General features: G+C 50.7%; 20 protein-coding genes. 13 read left to right on the top strand and 7 right to left on the bottom strand.

The genetic code is table 11. The features are described from left to right. Positions 1-310 precede the first annotated feature (310 nt). Both LX87_RS14985 and LX87_RS14980 read right to left on the bottom strand, forming a co-directional pair. Entirely contained in the window at positions 311-1,663 is a 1,353-nt protein-coding gene (locus LX87_RS14985; protein WP_111629031.1) for a beta-helix domain-containing protein, read from the bottom strand. A 49-nt stretch (positions 1,664-1,712) separates the two neighbouring features. Next, entirely contained in the window at positions 1,713-4,520 is a 2,808-nt protein-coding gene (locus LX87_RS14980) for a TonB-dependent receptor (protein ID WP_111629030.1), read from the bottom strand. A gap of 304 nt (positions 4,521-4,824) precedes the next feature. On the opposite strand from LX87_RS14980, the gene LX87_RS14975 reads away from it, so the two are divergent. The 11 genes from LX87_RS14975 (at position 4,825) to LX87_RS14930 (ending at position 11,523) form a co-directional block, all read left to right on the top strand. Beyond that, the gene (locus tag LX87_RS14975; protein ID WP_111629029.1) at positions 4,825-5,364 is read left to right on the top strand and encodes a hypothetical protein; all 540 of its coding nucleotides are present in this window, start codon (positions 4,825-4,827) and stop codon (positions 5,362-5,364) included. Positions 5,365-5,601: 237 nt separating this feature from the next. Next, positions 5,602-6,324 (top strand): phytanoyl-CoA dioxygenase family protein, encoded by a 723-nt coding sequence (locus LX87_RS14970; RefSeq protein WP_111629028.1) that lies wholly within the window; start codon positions 5,602-5,604, stop codon positions 6,322-6,324. Positions 6,325-6,461: 137 nt separating this feature from the next. After that, positions 6,462-6,941 carry a DUF7684 family protein gene (locus tag LX87_RS14965; RefSeq protein ID WP_111629027.1) on the top strand — a complete coding sequence of 160 codons (480 nt, stop codon included), beginning with the start codon at positions 6,462-6,464 and terminating at the stop codon, positions 6,939-6,941. A 101-nt stretch (positions 6,942-7,042) separates the two neighbouring features. After that, a complete protein-coding gene (locus LX87_RS14960; RefSeq protein ID WP_111629026.1) occupies positions 7,043-7,816 on the top strand; it encodes an alpha/beta fold hydrolase in 774 nt (257 codons plus the stop codon). 87 nt (positions 7,817-7,903) lie between these two features. Beyond that, a complete protein-coding gene (locus LX87_RS28815; protein WP_170139368.1) occupies positions 7,904-8,044 on the top strand; it encodes a cupin domain-containing protein in 141 nt (46 codons plus the stop codon). Positions 8,045-8,229: 185 nt separating this feature from the next. Further along, positions 8,230-8,823, top strand: coding sequence for a dihydrofolate reductase family protein (locus tag LX87_RS14955; RefSeq protein WP_111629025.1), 594 nt, complete (start codon positions 8,230-8,232; stop codon positions 8,821-8,823). A 37-nt stretch (positions 8,824-8,860) separates the two neighbouring features. Beyond that, the gene (locus LX87_RS14950; protein ID WP_111629024.1) at positions 8,861-9,226 is read left to right on the top strand and encodes a DUF2200 domain-containing protein; all 366 of its coding nucleotides are present in this window, start codon (positions 8,861-8,863) and stop codon (positions 9,224-9,226) included. A gap of 96 nt (positions 9,227-9,322) precedes the next feature. Next, positions 9,323-9,790, top strand: coding sequence for a cupin domain-containing protein (locus LX87_RS14945; RefSeq protein ID WP_111629023.1), 468 nt, complete (start codon positions 9,323-9,325; stop codon positions 9,788-9,790). Between the two features lie 180 nt (positions 9,791-9,970). After that, on the top strand, positions 9,971-10,201 hold the full coding sequence (locus LX87_RS14940) for a hypothetical protein (RefSeq protein WP_146624486.1): 231 nt from the start codon (positions 9,971-9,973) through the stop codon (positions 10,199-10,201). Continuing rightward, positions 10,150-10,602, top strand: coding sequence for an ankyrin repeat domain-containing protein (locus tag LX87_RS14935; RefSeq protein WP_111629021.1), 453 nt, complete (start codon positions 10,150-10,152; stop codon positions 10,600-10,602). The genes LX87_RS14940 and LX87_RS14935 overlap by 52 nt, the downstream gene beginning before the upstream one ends. 75 nt (positions 10,603-10,677) lie before the next feature. Then, positions 10,678-11,523: an alpha/beta hydrolase gene (locus tag LX87_RS14930; protein WP_111629020.1), complete on the top strand. Its 846-nt coding sequence runs from the start codon at positions 10,678-10,680 to the stop codon at positions 11,521-11,523. A gap of 6 nt (positions 11,524-11,529) precedes the next feature. Here LX87_RS14930 and LX87_RS14925 read toward each other — a convergent pair whose 3' ends face one another. Together LX87_RS14925 and crcB are read right to left on the bottom strand one after the other, a co-directional pair. Continuing rightward, positions 11,530-13,002, bottom strand: a complete 1,473-nt coding sequence (locus LX87_RS14925) for a M14 family metallopeptidase (RefSeq protein WP_229310668.1) — start codon at positions 13,000-13,002, stop codon at positions 11,530-11,532. Between the two features lie 45 nt (positions 13,003-13,047). Beyond that, entirely contained in the window at positions 13,048-13,425 is a 378-nt protein-coding gene (crcB, locus tag LX87_RS14920; RefSeq protein ID WP_229310667.1) for a fluoride efflux transporter CrcB, read from the bottom strand. Between the two features lie 60 nt (positions 13,426-13,485). Here crcB and LX87_RS14915 point away from each other — a divergent pair, with 60 nt between their 5' ends. Beyond that, positions 13,486-14,814 carry an APC family permease gene (locus LX87_RS14915; RefSeq protein WP_111629019.1) on the top strand — a complete coding sequence of 443 codons (1,329 nt, stop codon included), beginning with the start codon at positions 13,486-13,488 and terminating at the stop codon, positions 14,812-14,814. A gap of 47 nt (positions 14,815-14,861) precedes the next feature. Here LX87_RS14915 and LX87_RS14910 read toward each other — a convergent pair whose 3' ends face one another. From LX87_RS14910 to msrB, 3 genes are all read right to left on the bottom strand, one after another. Further along, positions 14,862-15,308: a hypothetical protein gene (locus tag LX87_RS14910; RefSeq protein ID WP_111629018.1), complete on the bottom strand. Its 447-nt coding sequence runs from the start codon at positions 15,306-15,308 to the stop codon at positions 14,862-14,864. 118 nt (positions 15,309-15,426) lie between these two features. Next, entirely contained in the window at positions 15,427-16,707 is a 1,281-nt protein-coding gene (locus LX87_RS14905; protein WP_111629017.1) for a D-alanyl-D-alanine carboxypeptidase/D-alanyl-D-alanine-endopeptidase, read from the bottom strand. 92 nt (positions 16,708-16,799) lie between these two features. Then, positions 16,800-17,195, bottom strand: coding sequence for a peptide-methionine (R)-S-oxide reductase MsrB (gene msrB / locus LX87_RS14900; RefSeq protein ID WP_111629016.1), 396 nt, complete (start codon positions 17,193-17,195; stop codon positions 16,800-16,802). A 115-nt stretch (positions 17,196-17,310) separates the two neighbouring features. On the opposite strand from msrB, the gene LX87_RS14895 reads away from it, so the two are divergent. Continuing rightward, the gene (locus LX87_RS14895; RefSeq protein ID WP_111629015.1) at positions 17,311-19,230 is read left to right on the top strand and encodes a RecQ family ATP-dependent DNA helicase; all 1,920 of its coding nucleotides are present in this window, start codon (positions 17,311-17,313) and stop codon (positions 19,228-19,230) included. Positions 19,231-19,235 lie beyond the last annotated feature (5 nt).

The raw sequence follows: 19,235 nt of genomic DNA, 5'->3' as shown, positions 1-19,235 counted from the left end.
GCATCTTCGCCAAAATAGTGCAGCCAGTGAAATAACCCCTGGGTTGCTCATCCATTCGTTGAAATGTCAGGTTGTAGCGCAAAAGACAAACAGACAGCTCAAACTGTCAAGATTCTCGGTTGTAGACAGCGGCCAGGAATGGCCCAACTACCTATTTGCCAGGCAAGTTAGTTATTCCTGAATCTATAGACAACTTTTCCAATAGGTTTTGTAGTCTAAACTGTTTCCTCAAAATCGGCCCCTAAAATAAGAAAAAAGCCGGAGCAAAGCCCCGGCCTTTTCGTGCGACACCAAATATAAAGAATTGAGATTAATTCAGGGTATAGTCTGTATTCTGCGGATCGAAGTTGGTCCAGGTTTCGGTCCAGTCCGTTGTACCAAACGCCCCGATTACCGTGTTGGCTTCCAGACCCGTCGGCAGCGTTACACCACCATTCAGCAGCGGTGAACCCGTTTGGGGCAGCATACCCGGACGGCCCGTTAGTGAGTTAAAATTAGCGGCCAGTTTGAGGTCTGTCTCGACGGCGCCGAACGTGTTTTTGCGATCAGCAGCCTTCAACCGTACTGAGTCGCCGGTTACAATTGATTTGGCGTTGACAATGGTCAGACCCCGGTAATCGCTTTTGCCGTTGATAAAATTGTTCTGGGTATCAGCGCCTTCCAGTTCCAGACCGCCTTTGGGATAAGCACCCGCTACCACCGAATTGTACACGCTGATGGCCGAGTTCCGACGAATCCGGAAGGCCGAGCGGTATTTACTGTTTACGGCACCCGGAGCGATAAACAGGCTGATGTTCGCAAATCTGGCCGACGTTTGGGGGGCATCCTGTGAACCCGTTCCGTCGTTATCCGACTCAAAACCGTTTGAGTCCGAGCAAGTACACTGATCGGCAACGGCCGGATCGCGCAGAATCAAACCGTATTGAACCGTACCGGAAAAACCGTAATCCGTATCGAAATCGTCGTCCAGCGTCCGGTAAGCCACCAGGTGTTTTGCATTGACCGTACCGCCAAACCACTCGATGGCATCATCACCGGAATACGATACCTGTACGTAGTCGATTACCGTACCGTTGCCCACACCCGCCAGCGTCAAACCGTTGATTTCTTTATCTGTCTGGAAAGCGATTCCGGCGAATTCAATGCGTACGTAGCGAATTACACCGGAGTTGTCGGCGGCATCGCCCGTAGTCCCGCCCGGCACCACCGACACTTCTTCGCCTTCAATCTTGAAATCTTTCTTGTTGGCCGGTGCTTTACCCATGATCACCAAACCGCCCCAATCGCCCGCCCGGCGTTGACCCGCCGGTTTGTTCGACGTAAAAACAATGGGTTTCTCTTTGGTACCGTCGGCCATGATTTTAGCGCCCGGCAGGATGAACAGCGAACCCCGTGAAGCCTGGTCACCTTTGATGACCGTACCGGGCTGGATGGTCAGGGTTACACCCGGCTGCACGTATACAAAGCCTTTCAACAGGTACTGATTGCTGGCCGTCCAGGTCGTATTCTGCGTAATATTTCCACTCACTTCCGTTACTTGTCCCGGAACGGGCTCAGGCCCCAGATCATCGTCATCGTCGTCACCATTGTTACAGGAAACCATCATGCCCAGGGTAACTACGCACATCAGCAGCGCCAGCATCCAGGTTGTTAACTTTTTCATACTCGTGTCAAATTGGTTGTAAATGGTTGAATTTGTGATCTTAAAAAGCTCAGAACTTGTAGATCAAGCCTGCCGTTGAGTAGGAACCCCGCCGGAACCGCTGGTACACATCGTCGGTATCCGTAATCTTTTTATCCAGATTCGAGTCCTGAATCAGGCGGAACGGCTGGTTCAGCAAATCCTGAATACCGGCCCGGATTTCGAAGTGGTCGCCAATCTGTTTCGTAACGGTAATGTCGATGGCGTTCCGGGGCATTTCGTAGATCGTCGGTTGTACTGACCGGTCGCCCACCGCAAAAATCCGGCGGCCAATGACGTTGTAAAGCAGGTTAACCTGCCAGCCTTGTTTTGGATCGGCGTAGTAAATCCCGGCGTTGATCAGGTACGGCGACTGCCCTTGCAGCGAGCGGTTGTTTTCCTGACCGACGAACGAGTTAATCACCGAGCTTTTGATCAGGGCTGCATTCAGCAAGACCGTCACATTATCCAGAAAATCGGAACCGCTCATTCCCCGCAGCGACTTGCGCGCTTCCAGTTCCAGGCCCATGCTGTAGGCGTTGTTGGCGTTGTCGACCGTGTACGACACCCCACTGCCGGAGTAGTTGATTTTGGCTTCAATCGGGTTAATAAAGTACTTGTAGAAAGCCGCCAGCGAAATCAGTTGTCCTTCTGACGGATAAAATTCGTAGCGGGCATCGGCGTTGTGAATCGTAGCGGTTTTCAGGTTCGGATTCCCGACCCGCGACACATCGTAGTTAAAGTCATAGTAGGAAAACTGCGCCAGCTCACGGAACTCCGGACGGTTGACCGAAAGGCTGTAGGCCAGCCGGAACAGCGATTTATCCGTCAGGTTATACGAAGCATTAACCGAAGGAAGCGGGCTGAACAAGGGGTTGTCGACCCGGATTCGTTGCACACCGTTGACGACGCTTTGCAGTTGCTGACGGTTGTATTCGCCCCGGAAACCGACCGTTGCGTTGAACCGGGCCGAGAATGGGATGTAAGCGCCCACATAACCCGAAACCAGCGTGTTCTGGGCATCATACCGGTCCTGCGTGTTCGTACCCTCGTTGTAATACAGACCCGTTGAGGACAGGTTGGAATTCTGGAAGAACTGCGCGGGCGGCAATGACAGAATTTCCGCACTGACGTTGTTGGGGTTCACGATCCCGAAATACCGCGCCCGGAACGCCCGGTCTTTGTATTCCGTATACACACCGGCCCGCAGTTTCAGAATCTGTTTGTCGTCCGTTTCGGCGGAAGCGGCTTTTTTGAATTCGTAGTCAACCCGGCCCGTGCTGACGTATTCCGTCAGGTTCGAGTAAAACCGGGCCGCATTCTGGAAGGTCGGGCTGGGTTGCTGCGGAACGTCGATGCGGAACGGCTCGTTGCTGCCCTGCGGACGGCTCGACGTAAACCGTCGGTAGTCCGGCTCCTGACGGTTTGTGAAACCGTACCCACCCGTCCAGCGCAGACGGCTTTGGCCGCTCAGTTCGTGCGTACCGCTCAACTGGCCCGTATAAATGCTTTTCTGCTCGTAGCGGAACGCGTAGTTGTTCAGTTCCAGGTTGTTGTCGTTGTACCCCCCGCGCACGGTTGTCTCTTTTGTTCCCAGCTGGTTGAACAGGTTCCGGAATTCAAATTTCGTGCGCGGATTCAGAATGAACGCCCAGTTGGTCAGCACGCCCAGCCGGGTGTTTTCCGTCAAAAGCTGGTCATTGTAGGCGTATTGGATGACGCTATGGCCGGTGGTCGGATCAGCGGCAAAATACCGGTATTGCTCCACGTTGGAGAACGTGTGCGTATTGGTGTAGTTGACGTTCGTGAAATTGGTCAGTTCTTTGCTGCCGATGTAAAACCGTTTGCTGAACCCCAATTGCGCCCGTAAATCCGGCGACACCATGCGGTTTTGCAGCGTGAAATACGGTGAGAGGGCCTTAAACCGGTTAACGACTGGCTCCGACGAGGCCCCAAAAGCGTTGATCCGACGTTGCGACGGAAAATTGGACGGCAACCGGCGCGTACCGTCGTCGAAACCAAGCCAGTCGGTTTTGCCACCCTGGTGGGTATTATGATTCTGGAAAGTTGTACCGGCGCGGTAAGAAGTAGAAATCCCGGCGTAGAAGCTATTGGCATCCGGGATGGTTTTCGTGTAAATTTTGATAATACCGCCCCCGAAATCGCCCGGCAGTTCGGCGGCTCCCGATTTGAAAATCAACATCCGGTCGATGGCTGAACTCGGAATGAGGTCAAACGAGAACGACTTGATATCCACCTCCGTTGAGGGCGTAATAACGTCGTTGAGCATCACGGTATTGTAACGTTCGTTCAGCCCGCGGACGATGACAAAGCGGTCGTCCTGAATCGAAACGCCCGGCACCCGGCGGATGACCTGCGACGCATCCCGGTCCTGACTGCGTGAGATTTGCTGGGCCGAAATCCCGACGGCCACCTGCTCAATCTGCTTGATTTCGGTGATGACGGCCATTTCGGTGTTGGTGCCGCGCTGGCCTTTCACGATCACTTCCGCCAGCGTTTTGTTGTCTTCTTCCAGCGCCGAATTGATCAGGGTGGTTTTGTCCGCTTCGACCCGCACGTTGTTGACGGTTTTGGTAGCGTAGGAAACGGAGCTGATTTGCAGTTGGTGAACCCCGGCGGGGACTTTAGCGATCTCGAAGTTGCCTTCAACGTCGGTAACCGCGCCGATGACGGGATTCGAGCCGACAAGTTGAATGGTAGCGCCAATGATGGCTTCGGCGTTTTTGGCGTCTTTAATCGTCCCTTTGATGGAGCCTGTTTGGGCGAGGACGGCAAAATGGAATACGAACAGGGTGATTCCAGTAAGAAGAAATTTCATGGTTTGGTGTCGTTATTTGACGACCCAAAAGTAGATTGGCTATATTACCCCAGTGTTACGGGAAGATTATGAGAGCGTTGTGATTTGGAAAGGGTGGGAGGGCGTGATTTTCTGGCTGATTAGTAACCGTACTCTTGAAACTAGCCGAAGCCTGTTCTATCAAGTGAAGCAGGATGATTAGGCTTTCGGTATAAATGGAGAAGTTAAAAAGAGTAAATAGAACACTGCATATTATTTCAATAATACAAACAGATGTTTAAATTCGACAAAGCTTCCGCATATTTAGGAATTATGCGGTAATAATATGACGACGCAACCGAAACAGAATATTACGACAGAAAGAGCGACCGGCTTACTAAAAGGCGGACAACCGTTAATTGATGTTTATGTTGACGGAGAATTGAAACTTGAAACAAATGGTATATGGGACAAAGATGTTGTATTTGAAAACTCTATTATAGAAAATTTCTCTGGAAGCGTTACTCAATTTAACAATCCTGTAAGGTTGATAAACTGCCATTTTAAAAACTGTCAATTTGTTTTTACTTACTTTTCAGGAGGACTTACAATTGATAATTGCACTTTTGATAGCTACTTAGATTTTCAAGCAGGTGGACATAATAAGGCGGGGAATGCCGTTATCATAACAAACAATGGTTTTAATGGTTTTGTGAATTTCTTTGATTGTTGGTATGAAAGCGATGTTATAATTAATAATAATAGATTTTGTAAAGGAACAAATCTACTGGGCAAGCCCAATAATATCCCTATAACATTTGATGTTGAACCGGTAATTGAAAACAACATTGGAGAACTTGACATAAACCACGAAGGGAAGGATTAGTATTGAAATGAGTAAAATAGGGTAATGGATTTTTACTTTCGCTAATATTGACCAAATGATTAAAAGGCAATTTGAAATGTATATCGGTAAATTTAAAATGAAAAATATAAAAGATGAAAATAAATCAATGGTTTTGCAATAAAATAGATGAAATGTGGAATTTAATTTTAGTCGTATATGTGGATTTTGCCTTCATATTGTCCCGACTACACCTCGAAAAAGTTACCCATCTATACCATGAATAACATTGAAATACATAGACAGGAACTTCTAGAAAAGGGGTTTTCGGTCATTGATAACATTTATTCAATTGACGAAGTGCAAAATATCCTGCAAGCTATTAACGAAGCGGATACTTCAAAGGACACGTTCAAGAAAATGGCTGACTTGTTTGCTATCCGGCAATTTTTAAAAGAAATTCCATTAATAATTAATTTGATTTTCAACGATAAGCTCAAAATGCTTATAGATGAAATAATGGGCAGTAATTTCTTTTTGGTTAAAAGTATTTATTTTGACAAACCGGCCTCTTCGAATTGGTACGTCCCCTACCATCAGGACTTAACAATATCGGTAGACAGGAAACACGAACTGGATAGATTCGGGCCCTGGACGATAAAACAAAACCAATTTGCCGTTCAACCACCGACAGAGATTTTAGAAAACATAACGACAATCAGAATCCATCTTGATGATACCGACGAAAACAATGGTGCCTTACGCGTTATTCCGAAATCCCACTTGAAGAAAATCTATAGACCGGAAACCATTGATTGGAGCTACGAAACTGAAACCATTTGCTCTGTTAAACAAGGCGGACTTATGCTAATGAAGCCATTGACCTTGCATAGTTCCAGTAGAACAACTAATCATAAAAAAAGACGGGTTATCCATATTGAATTTTCAAACGTAGAATTACCCGTCGAATTAAAATGGGCAGAACGGTTAAGCTTTAACTAGCTACCGAACTGCTAGTATCGGTTTTGCCAATCAAGCTGACGTGTAAAATTCAACAGTATTTTTTTAATTGAACTTTACGGCTTTTTATCTTTTGATTCTCCGCCCGATGCAAGTGAAAAACGTTATACGTAAGTTGTATGCTTAAATATTTTGAGCCTGTTAATAATCGAAGGGTGGTTTATCTCGATATTCGAGAGGATCTTTCAGATTTCGAGAGCGTTGATCTTAACAACTGGGCCGCCTTTGTTATTGAAGACAATGCTAATAACCCGCTTCTTCTGACGTTTGCAAGCTTATGCATAAAAAAGGATGTTCTATATATGTGTGCAACAGGAAAAGCATGCAGTATTGTCGAAGATATTTTTGATGAGACATTGGTTGAGCTTAAAGTATTTGAACAAAAATTACCTTCGTGGATGACAACAGAAGACGATGTGTTAATGACCAACTGGCATCACGACTTCGAAGAAGGCTTTTGGTATATCACATCGGTTGCATCCTATAACGATGTATTGATTGATACAGTTTTAGTCGCAAACTTGACCGAAGTTGACCATTCGCAGCACATTGAAGATTTAATAACCAACATCAACAAAGGCTGGCTTCCTAAGCATTAACCGTTAGTGCATAACAGCGTATTGGTAAACCCATCCCCAACACCCCTTACCCCTTCAAACCATTTTATTGACAGAAATCCGGACGTTTAAACCTAAAGCCCATGAAGACCTTACTCCTTCAACCGCTGACAGCTCTGCTTGTTCTTGTTTTAGGGATGATTTCCAGCCGGTCGTTCGGGCAGGAAACCCGGCCGGTCAGGAACATTGTCCTCGTGCATGGCGCTTTTGTGGACGGGTCGGGCTGGCAGGGCATCTTCGATATTCTCACCCGGCAAGGCTATAAGGTAGCGGTCACCCAACACGCCCTGTTGTCGTATGAGGACGATGTGAAAGCGGTGAACCGGATCATCGATCAGCAGGATGGCCCCTGTATTCTGGTGGGTCATAGCTACGGCGGAGCCGTCATTACGAAAGCGGGCAACAACGCCAAGGTAAAAGGGCTGGTGTATCTGGCTGCCCATGCACCGGATGAGGGTGAATCAGAAGCGGATAATGGGAAAAAATATCCGTCGGCCTACAAATCCCTGATCAAAGGAAAGGACGGGTTCGACTATATTGACCCCGCAAAATTCCCGGACGACTTTGCCGGGGGCGTACCGGCTCAACAGGCCCGGTTCATGGCCGTATCCCAACCACCCACCGCCGACAGCATTTTCCACGCGATTATCAAAAATCCGGCCTGGAAAACGAAACCGGTCTGGTACATGGTGGCCAAAGCCGATAAAATCATCAACCCGGACCTGGAACGGTTATACGCCAAACGCGCCAATACCCGGAAAACCGTGGAAATTGACGGCGCCAGCCACTGCGTTTTTATAACGCACCCCAAAGAAGCTGCCGACCTGATTATCGCTGCCAGTAAAGGATGTCGATAAAAACCATAAGTCATTGATCCGTACGAATCCGGCGATGTCGACTACGTTCCTACGGGGCATTACATCAGGAACACCGGCAATACCGTATTGCAACTACTGATCGGATTTAACAGTGGGCATTACCAATCGATTGACCTCGGCGAATGGATCGCCAAAACCCCAAAGGATATTCTGAAAGGGAACTTTCATGTTTTCGATGAACTGGTAAACCAGCTTCCGGACCACTAAACGGCTTGTGAAGTAATCCATCCCCATAGCTTCCGCCCCGTCCTCGTAATCGGCTGATAAGTACGCGAAAACCGGCTTCCAGCGGTGAAAGGGTGTCGCATTCGGCTACCCGAATTGTCGCATTCACACAGCCCTGACACCGTATTTGTTGGCGAGATTTGTAGCGTACAGAAACCCTGACTACGATGAGAAAAATAATTGTTTTATCAATGATTACCTTGGATGGCGTCATGCAGGCACCTGGCGGGCCTGAGGAAGATCCATCAGGCGGTTTCAACTATGGCGGTTGGGTTGCCCCTTACAGTGACGAAGTTAGTGGTAAGATCGTGCAAAAAGAGATGCAACCGGCCGATTACCTTTTGGGCCGAAAGACCTTTGAGATATGGGCCGACTACTGGCCAAAACATGAAAATGTATGGCCGGGGATTAATGAAGGGACAAAATATGTCATGTCCACAACGATGAAAACGTCCGATTGGAAAAACTCCGTTTTCCTCGAAAGTTTGGCAGAAATCAAAACGATCAAACAGTCGGACGGTGCTGACATTCATGTTTGGGGCAGCAGTCAGCTTATTCAGTTGTTACTTGAGAATGATTTAGTGGACGAACTCAGGCTCAAGATTTACCCCCTGACGCTTGGTAAGGGGAAAAAATTGTTCGGCAATGGCCCGATTCCGGCAGCCTTTACGTTGTCAGAAAGCGTTGTTACACCCAGCGGAGTAATTATTGCCTATTACAAGCGGGCGGGCGAAGTTAAGACCGGGACAATGGGCGGTTAAGGGAAATAAATCCTACATTTACCTTAAAACCGCTGGTATGAAAACAACGCCCGAACACGATGAGCGGATCGCAAGAATGACCTTCGCTTCGGTGTATCCGCACTATGTCACCAAAGTGGAACGGAAAGGCCGGACCAAAGAGGAACTGCATCAGGTGATCGAATGGCTGACCGGTTTTGACGACCGGACATTGCAACAATTCATCGACGAAAAAGCGACGTTTGAAACCTTTTTCGAAAGTGCGAGTCTGAACCCCAACGCCGGTTTGATCACCGGCGCCATTTGCGGCTACCGGGTGGAGGACATTGAAAATCCGTTAACGAAACACGTACGGTATTTAGACAAGTTAGTCGACGAACTAGCGAAAGGCCGGAAGATGGAGAAGATCCTGCGAACCGCTTAAAAATCAAAACAATAGAAATTTGCTTTTACGTCCGGTGTTTTCACCAACCGTGGAAATGATCCGGCAACCGTTTACCTAAACCCCCATTCGATCATCATGGCAACCGGCAAGCAAATTACCACCCTTGACAACGAAGAAGGACAACGTCTTTCCGTGGTCGGCGATACATATCGGATTCTCATTTCGGGCAAAGAGACCGAAGGGAAATATGCGGTTATTGACATGCTGGTTCCACCCGGTGGTGGACCGGGTCCTCATGCGCATAAGGACATGCAGGAGATGTTCTACGTCGTGGACGGTGAAATCGAATTTAAAATGGAAAGCGGCCCATATACCGCAACAAAAGGCTCTTTTATTACCATTCCCCCGGGTGGTGAAGTTCATAGCTTTAAAAACAAGAGCGATACCGTTGCCCATCTGTTATGTACCGTCATTCCGGCCGGGTTGGATGCTTTTTTTCAGGAGATTGGAAAACCGGTTGCAGCCGACACTTTTTTATCCCCTCCGGAATTAGGTCCGGAAGAACTGGAGCAATTAAAAGCAACCGCTGAAAAATACGGTTAGAAACTCTATCCACCCGATTTTTTAGGCGAGTAATCGTTGGCAGACGCTACCGAGAATCAGGAATAACACCTGGGTTGACCAATGGAACGGGTTGCTGGAAGCAGTAGCAAAGGGACGATTGGGAGCATAGCCGGAAAGGGTGACACGCGAGCGGCAACGGAACGAAAAGAGACCTTCACCATGATAAATATCCTCACTACCTACGATGTCAACGGCATCAGGCAGGCGCTTTCCGCTCATCCGGGATTAGCCAATGAAGGCATTCCCTACGATGACGTGAACACGACGAAAGCGCACCCGCTGCATCGGATTTGTGACGGCGTGTTTCGAAAGATTATACGGAAGAAAAAGCCGTTGAACTGGCAACGGTATTTCTGGAGTACGGGGCGCACATTGATGGCAACGGCCTGATCGAAAAACAGGATAGTCCACTGGTTGCCGCTGCTAGTCTGCATGCTGATCAGGTGGCTACTTTGTACATCGACAACGGTGCCAGCGTCAATCATCCAGGTTGTCACGGCGGTACGGCATTGCACTGGGCTGCGTGGTGCGGACGACCAGCCGTGGTGCGGCGGCTGATCCAGGCCGGAGCCGAAATCAATAAGCGATGCATCGATTTTAAGGCCAATCCGCTTTTCTGGGCTGTTCACGGGTTGAAAAGTACGGATAACGCCAACGTACCAGACTACGCGGAATGTGTCCACCTGCTGCTTCAGGCCGGTGCTGACCAAACGATTCCCAATGGGGAAGGGAAAACCGTAGCTGATTTGCTGACGGAGGACGATGTAGAATTGAAAAGGCAATTTCATTGAGAGCAGATCGCTTATCCGGTATCACAAATACCCGCTGCCTGACTGAACCTCCTTACGTCCTAAATGCGACTATCCATGAAAATACTTCTGGCGGTTTTTTGCGTATTATTCACCACGAAGTCCACCTTTAGCCAGCCCGGCAAACCCTTTGTTTTGGGTGTCATCGACGAAATCCCGTCGAAGCAATTAGCGGAGAATCGGATTTTAAATATCTATCTGCCCGACGGTTATAGCCAGAATGATACCGTTCGGTACCCGGTGATTTATTTGCTGGATGGTTCGGCGGATGAGGATTTTATCCACATTGTCGGGCTGGTGCAGTTCAATAATTTCTCCTGGATTAACCGGGTGCCGAAATCCATCGTCGTCGGTATTGCGAATGTGGATCGAAGACGGGATTTTACGTATCCGACCACGCTGGAAGACGACCGGAAACGGTTTCCGACCACGGGGCAGTCGCAAAAGTTTATCGCTTTTATCGAAAATGAATTGCAGCCGTTTATTGAAAAGAAATACCGTACAACGGGATCGAAAACAATTATCGGGCAGTCGCTGGGCGGACTTTTAGCGACCGAAATTCTGTTCAAAAAACCGCATCTGTTCAACAACTACATCATTATCAGCCCAAGTTTGTGGTGGGATAATGGTTCGTTGTTACATCAAAAACCGGCTGTTTTACAGGAAAGTTTTTTTCAACAAACCGGCATTTACATCGGCGTGGGCAAAGAAGGACTCGCCCCCAGCACAATACCGCACGTGATGGAAGTCGATGCCAACCTGCTGGTTGAGAAACTGAAAACCGCAAAGAACAAAAACCTGACAATCCACTTCGATTATTTGCCCAACGAAGACCACGCCACCATTACCCATCAGGCGGTTTTTAACGCCCTTCGGATGCTGTACCCGGTTTCGGATAAATAAGTCAACTCATTCGATCACACCCGTGGCCAGCTTATTTTCGCCGGTGTTTACATCATACCAAAAACCGTTCACGAATACGTAGCGTAGCTGATTGCCCCGGCGCAGCACGAAGGTGGGAATCCGGCCGGTTTGCACGGGCCGCACCGCCGTGGTCGTGGGCTGGAGCAGGTGAATCGGTGACAGGTGCGTAGTGGCCCGCGACGGCGTAGCCAGCCGGAACGTCGTTACGCCCTGCTGCACCAGCGAATCCAGTTTGTATTTCTTTAAATCCGCCAGCGAGCGGAGGGGTTGCGGGTGAATCTTGCCGGGGGCCAGCGTCAGGCCCGTCGCGTCGATTTCTTCGATGCCAAAAAATGTGGATAAGTCACCGAAATCGTCGATTACACTGCGATAACCAAATGTGGCCGCGTTGCCGACATTGACTTCGTACCGATTAATACCGAGGTCTACCGTAATGGGTTTGCCTCCACGCATGATCTGCGCGTTCCGAATCAGCACATCAAACAAATACCGTTCGTTTTCGGGAATCGTGTTGTACTCCGACCGGGATTCGGTCTTGTACGCATCGGTCGCAATGGCTTGAAGGCCCGACAGAATGGCGACATAATTCAGTTTTCGGATAAACTGTTTTTCGGGATCGTTGGGATAACCCCCCGATTCGATCAGAATCAGCGTGGTGCCCCACTTCTGGATGTTGTCGCCGAATGCCCGGGGTTCAAACTCGTCGGAAAACCGCCCCACTCCGCCCGGAATGTATTGCTGCAATACCCGGTTCATGCCCACAATCAACTGCATGGACCGTTCGCGCACCGGATTAATGTTCCGGGCTTCGTCGTAGGCCGTCGCCAGAAACGAAATCGTGGCCTGCTTGGGCGTGGGGCCGGCGCTGTAGCGCGTACCCTGGTCGTGGAGGTTAAAGCCAAAATCCGGCTTGAGCGATTGCTGCAACCCTTTCAGAATGCGGGATTCAGGCGATTGAAGCCGGAGGGCATCGCGGTTCAGGTCGATGTCCAGCGCATTCCGGCGCTGATACCGTTCGGCCCCGTCGGGGTTCAGCATCGGCACAAAATACAACGTGGTTTCGGCCAGTAACTGCTTCTTGAAATCCTCAAACGGGCCGTCGGTGCGGAGCAGGTTGAAAATGTCGAAAAGTGCCATCGTGGCCGAGGGTTCGTCGCCGTGCATCTGCGACCACAGCAACACTTTGCGCGGACCGCTACCGACCTTAATCATCTGAATGGGCCGTTTTTCGACGGATTCACCCACGGTGGTGACTTCAAACCGGCTGTCAGTTTTTAGCTGGTCGATCAGTGGCAGAATGTCAATTTGCTTGAAACGGCGGTGCGTCAGGGCGCTTTCGCGGTAGGTGTCGTACGTGTCGAAAAGTTGCTTGGAGAAGGATAAATCCTGGCTGTAGGCAGTGGTCATCAGCAATAATTTAAACGCAAAGATCAGAAAGGCCGTAGTAGTTTTCAACATTCCGGTGATCGGTTTCCTGTAAATTCACTTATTTCGATTCGATAGTCACGGCCGCCCCAGATACAAACCCGCCAGCGACGCCAGCAGACACAGCACAACGTTCAGCGCCACATTGGACGCTGCGGCCAGCCAGCGCCCGGTTTGCATCAGCAGTAAGGTGTCCGTGCTAAACGTCGAAAAGGTACTGAAGCCGCCACAAAACCCAACACCGATCAGCAGCCGGTACATTTCGCGCCCATTCGCCCGCGCCGAGAGCCACCCGACCAGAAAGCCCAGAACCAAACTGGCTACCACATTCACAATTAGCGTAGAGGCCGGATAAGTCGTTTTCAGTAACGGCTGGATATACCGACTGACGCTGTAGCGGGCCACACTGCCCAGCCCACCGCCGAAAAATACCAGCCAAAACGGATTCGTCATCATTTCTGCCAAATCAGGTTGTAAAAATAGACGGTTTTTGGCGAAAAAGCCTATTATTGTGGAATGACACCCACTGAAAACAACCGTTCTTCCCAGCTTCTTCGCCTTCTGGGCGTGGGCTTCGGCGTTGCCGTCACCATCGGCGGAACCATCGGCACCGGTATTCTCCGTCGGCCGGGTACCATCGCGCAGGAACTGGGGCAGCCCTCGCTTGCGCTGCTGGTCTGGGCACTGGTGGGAATCTATGCTCTGGTTGGCTCATTGCAGGTCATTGAATTAGGAACCCTGATTCCGAAAGCGGGCGGTTGGTACGTGTTTGCGCACCGGGCGTTTGGCGACTACTTTGGTTTTGTAATCGGCATCAGCAGTTGGCTCGGCAGCATCTCGGCGATGGCGTTCGGTGCTGCTGTGATGGGGGAGTATATTGCTCTTTTGCAGCCCGACTGGTCGGCATACATCAAACTGATGGCGATTGGTATTCTGGCGGCTTTCACGGTTTTCCACTGGTTTGGCGTCCGGCTGGCCAGTCGGGCGCAGGAAGTCATGAGTTTTATCAAAGCCGTTGGGTTGCTGGCCTTTGTGGCCGTCTGTTTTTTCTATACGCCCGACGAGCCGTTGCAGTTTTCGGCGGAAAATACGCTGCCCATCGAAGGCTCGCTGTTCGTCGGAATTCTGGCGGCTTTGCAGTCGGTTTTTTACACCTACGACGGCTGGCACACGGCGGCTTATTTTACGGAGGAAGACGTTAACCCCAACAAAAACCTGCCGCGTTCCATGATGATCGGCGTTTTACTGATCGTCAGCATTTACCTGCTGGTCAATCTGGCCCTGTTTTACGTCCTGCCCATCGAACGACTGGCGCAATCCAAACTTCCGGCGGCCGACGCCATTCAGGTGCTGTTCGGCCCGGCCAGCGCCAAAGTTGTGACATTATTGCTGATGATTTCGATTATGGGGATTATCAACGCCCAAATCATGTTTAACCCACGGGTGTTGTTTGCCATCAGCCGCGACGGGTTGTTTGCACGGTATTTTACCCGGGTCAATTCCGGAGGTACGCCCGGCCCCGCCATGTTTCTGACCGCCGGAATGTCCATCCTGATGATTCTGACCGGCACGTACAGCAAACTGTCGGATGTGGCCTCTTTCTTTTTTGTTCTCTGTTACGCGGCTGCTTTTGCTTCCCTGATCCGTTTGCGGCAGATTGCGCCCGAGCTACCACGCCCGTTTCTGGCCTGGGGCTACCCGCTAACGACCTGGCTAATGATGATTATTTCGCTGGCTTTTCTGGCCGGTGTTATCTACAGCGACCCATCCAGCAGTGCCTATGCCGTTGGGTTTATCATCCTGAGTTATCCGCTGTTTTTGCTGGTGAAGCGGTTGAATCGGTAAAACCGTGCCCTGCTTCCTGAACTCATTGAGTAGGCGGATTTAGGGTGTCAATTGTTGACGGAGTCGGACGAACTGATGCTGTGCGCACCGGTAATCGATTTGGGATGAATCATTTTCTGGTCCCAAAGCGAAATGTAATCGTGAGGAATGTTTAGCTTGCCCAGCTCTGTAATTAATTCGTTGTAAGACCGTTGATTTAAACTTTTCAGACTTTGCAGGTCCGCCGGTTTCAGGAGGGCCAGCGTCTCGCTCAGGGTTAGCTGCCCCACTTCGGCCAGATCGCAGATTTTCCGACGCCGAACCACCGAGTAGAAGGTTGTGCGGGTTTGTACCCGTAACGGTATTTGATCCAGCGTTATGGCAGGAATTTCACCCAGAATCTGCTTGCGTCGCTGAATTTCACATTCCAGAAACGACTGTAGTTTGATCAGCTCGGTGCCCGATACGCGTAAAATTTTCTGGCGCAATTGATCCAGATTCAACTCCTCCTGCATGGGTACTTTTGGGTACGGTAGGTAACAAATGAACTACAAAAGTAGCTTTTCACGGACCGGTTATCAATCCCGAAAACTCCATTTTTTGAGCAAAAACACGGTTTTCGAGCGACTGGTTTTAGTAACGTTCATAAATCCCGGTCAGAAAAGCCGCCGTTCGACTGCGCATGTCCGCTACCGATCCGGCAAAATTGTTATTCATCATGCTGAACAACAGGAGCTTGCCTTTCTTTGTGATCAGATAGCCGCTCAGATTATAAACGCCGGTCATGGAGCCGGATTTGGCAAACACAAACGGTCGGTCGGTTTTGTACAGCCGCTGAATGGTGCCCGCCGAACCGCCAACTGCCAGCAGATTAAAAAGCCGTTCCTGCGGAATGATTTTATGGATTTTCTGGAGCAGACTGACCATGGAGCGCGGAGTAAACAGGTTATACCGCGACAGTCCCGAACCGTCGACCCACTGGGGCTTGTCCGGCAAATCCGCCAGGTGTTTTTGCAGAACGGTTTGAATCCCCACTGAACTGTTCAGCGTATCCTGCACCGACGCGCACAGCAGCATCAGGTGTTCGGCCAGCGTGTTATCACTAACCTGCAACATCCGTTTGTAAAGCGAGTCGGCGGGCTGGCTGTAGAGCGTTTTGGCCGAGCGGTCAAATGGGATAGGTGCCACGGAAACCTCGCGATGGAGGGTGTCGGTCAGCAAACGGGCGGCCAGTTGCGGAGACCACCGAAACGGAACATCCTGCTTAAACGGGCGCACCACCTCGGGCCGGTCGAACTGGTTGTCTATCTCGTTGCGCTGAACGCTCCGCGAATGCCGTCGCAACGAAACCGCCGTCACGCTATCCTGGAAAAACCGGGGCTCCACCACCAGACGCGCCACCCGATCGGGCGAACTGAAACGAACAAAATTGCCGTATAACGGTAAAGGAGCCAATTCGGCCGAATAATCATCGTTGTAATCATCCCACGCCCAGCCGGGCCCGAACCGGGGGCCGCTGTAATTGGCCGGTGAAAAAAACAGCCGTTCGGGGCGGTTGCGCAGGAAGTGCAAAACCGTGGTGTCGGGCAGATTCAGGTTCAGCAGTAACGGGTCGCCGGTACCCCAGAAAATCAGCGAGTCCGCGCGGGTTACGTACCGCAGAGCCGGAATGGAATCGCCCAATGTGACCAGCCCGGCGTAAAAACTGAACAGCTTGGTGTTGGATGCGGGTGTAAAGTACTGATCGGCGTTATGTTGCACGACCATTTTCTGCTTTTCCCAGTCGTATAGCGCAAAGCCGGTAAAATGATCGATTAGTTGGGAGTTCTGACGAAGCTGGCGCTGGATGGGGCGGTAGGTGGCGCAACTGGTCAGGAGCAGGAAAAAGCAAAAGGCGTACAAAGTGAATCGCATACGCCAAAATACGGTTTTTTACGGTTATTGAAACATAAACCCGTTCAAATCAGGAGATGCGAACGGGTTTATGTTTCGGGCAAAAACGGAAGTTAAGCGTGCTTCAGCTTCAGTGCCACCGAGTTCAGACAGTACCGCAGGCCCGTCGGCGGAGGACCGTCGTTGAAAACGTGGCCCAGGTGCGCATCGCAGACCGCACACAGCACCTCAACGCGGGACATGCCGTAGCTGTAATCGTTTTCGAGATGAATTAATTCCTGCTCAATGGGCTCGGTGAAACTGGGCCAGCCGGTGCCGGAGTCAAACTTCTGTTTGGATTCGAACAGGTCGGTGCCGCAGCAGACGCACTGGTAAACGCCGGGGTCGTGGCTCTCGCAATACTCGCCCGTAAAAGCCCGTTCGGTGCCTTTCTGACGTGTTACACGGTATTGCTCCGGCGTCAGTTGCTGCCGCCATTCTTCGTCGGTCTTTATGACTTTTGTGATCATACTTTCTGGTTAATTCGTGATAAAATGAGCCCTTAATAACGATTTAGCCCGTCCGGGCGAAAGTTTGCTTACTAGCATAAACTAATTTTGGATTGGTTTATCTTTACCGTCGGTTATGACCATCCACCAAATTCTGAAACAATTCTGGGGGTACGAGTCGTTCCGGCCGTTGCAGGAGGACATCATTGGTTCCGTGCTCACTCGCCAGGATACGCTCGTATTGCTGCCAACCGGCGGGGGCAAATCGCTTTGCTTTCAGCTTCCGGTTCTGGCACTCGGCGGGGTTTGTATTGTTGTTACGCCCCTGATCGCCCTCATGAAAGACCAGGTCGAGCAGTTGCGTCGACGTGGTATTGCGGCCGTCGCGATTTACTCCGGTATGCACTGGCGGGAAATCGACCGGGCGCTCGACAACTGCATTTACGGGAACGTCCGCTTTCTCTACGTATCGCCCGAACGGCTTAAAACCGAAATTCTGATCGAACGGGTCAAGCAAATGAACGTTAGTTTGCTGGCCATCGACGAAGCCCACTGTATCTCGGCCTGGGGCTACGATTTCCGTCCGCCTTACCTGCAAATCGCTGAGTTTCGGAAGCTTGTGCCCGGTGTTGCCGTTGTGGCCCTGACGGCTTCGGCCACGCCCGAGGTGCAGCGCGATATTGTTGAAAAGCTGGAAATGCGGGAGCCGCAGGTGTTCCGGCAGACGTTCGCCCGCAAGAATTTGTCGTATTCGGCGTTTTACGAGGAGAACAAGGAAGCCCGCTTGCTGAAAGTGTTGCAGGGCGTGCCGGGTTCGGCCATTGTGTACGTGCGGAGTCGGCGGCAAACGCAGGAGGTCGCCGAATGGCTGCATCACCAGCAGATTCGCGCCGATTATTACCACGCCGGTCTGACGGCCAAACAGCGGTCGGACAAGCAGGATGCCTGGATTCATAACCGTATTCGGGTGATTGTAGCCACCAACGCCTTCGGCATGGGAATCGATAAACCCGATGTGCGGACCGTCGTTCACCTCGATGTGCCCGACAGCCTGGAAGCCTACTATCAGGAAGCCGGGCGAGCCGGGCGCGACGAGAAAAAGGCATATGCGGTGTTGCTTTATAACCAGAAGGATTTGGTTGATATTGAGCAGCGGATTATTCAGCAATACCCGCCGATTGACATGCTGAAACGCGTCTATCAGGCGTTGGCTAATTACGCCAACATCGCGGTCGGCGGGGGCGAGTTTGCCGATTTTGATTTTGACCTGACGGCTTTTTGCCAGGCGTTTCAGTTGCCGGTGACGGAAACGCATTATGCGCTGAAACAATTGCAACTGGAAGGGTTCATTGAGTTAAGCGAAGCCTATTTTAGCCCGTCGAAGGTGGTGATGACGGTGGATAATCGGGCGCTGTATGAGTTTCAGGTGATGAATCCGCATTACGATTTGATTCTGAAATTGTTGCTGCGGATGTACGGCGGAGAATTGTTCACCAACTTTATCAGTATTTCGGAAAGCGCGATGGCGAAAGCCGCCCGGATGCCGGAAAATGAGATTGTCGTTCTGCTGGAACAACTGGCCGAGCGGTCGGTCCTGATTTACGAAAAACAAAAAGACAAACCACAATTGACCTTTCTGACCCCCCGCTTCGACGCCCGCAATCTGCCCATCAACGTGATGGAGCTGGAGCGCAGCAAACAGCGAAATCTGGCAAAAGTGCGGGCGATGGTCGATTACGTCCAGAACCCGGTGCAGTGCCGCACGCGGATGGTACAGGCTTATTTTGGCGAAGAACCCGGCGATGCCTGCGGTATCTGCGACCATTGTTTAAGCCAGCATCAGGCTTCAATAGACACTGACCGGCTTCGCCAGCGCATCATTCAGCAACTTGACGCCACGAGCGGGCAGGGCCTGGCCCCCCGGCAACTGGCCGACCAGCTTAACCTGAATACCGACCGGCTGGCTGAGGTAATCCGGTACATGCTGGCCGACGAACAACTCCGGATGGATGCCGCCGGGAACCTGCATTCCATGAATACCATGAATCAACGATAAGCGTT

Origin of the sequence: Larkinella arboricola, assembly GCF_003259745.1 — a bacterium.
Lineage (GTDB): Bacteria > Bacteroidota > Bacteroidia > Cytophagales > Spirosomataceae > Larkinella > Larkinella arboricola.
This window is presented reverse-complemented; position numbering and strand designations above follow the sequence as displayed.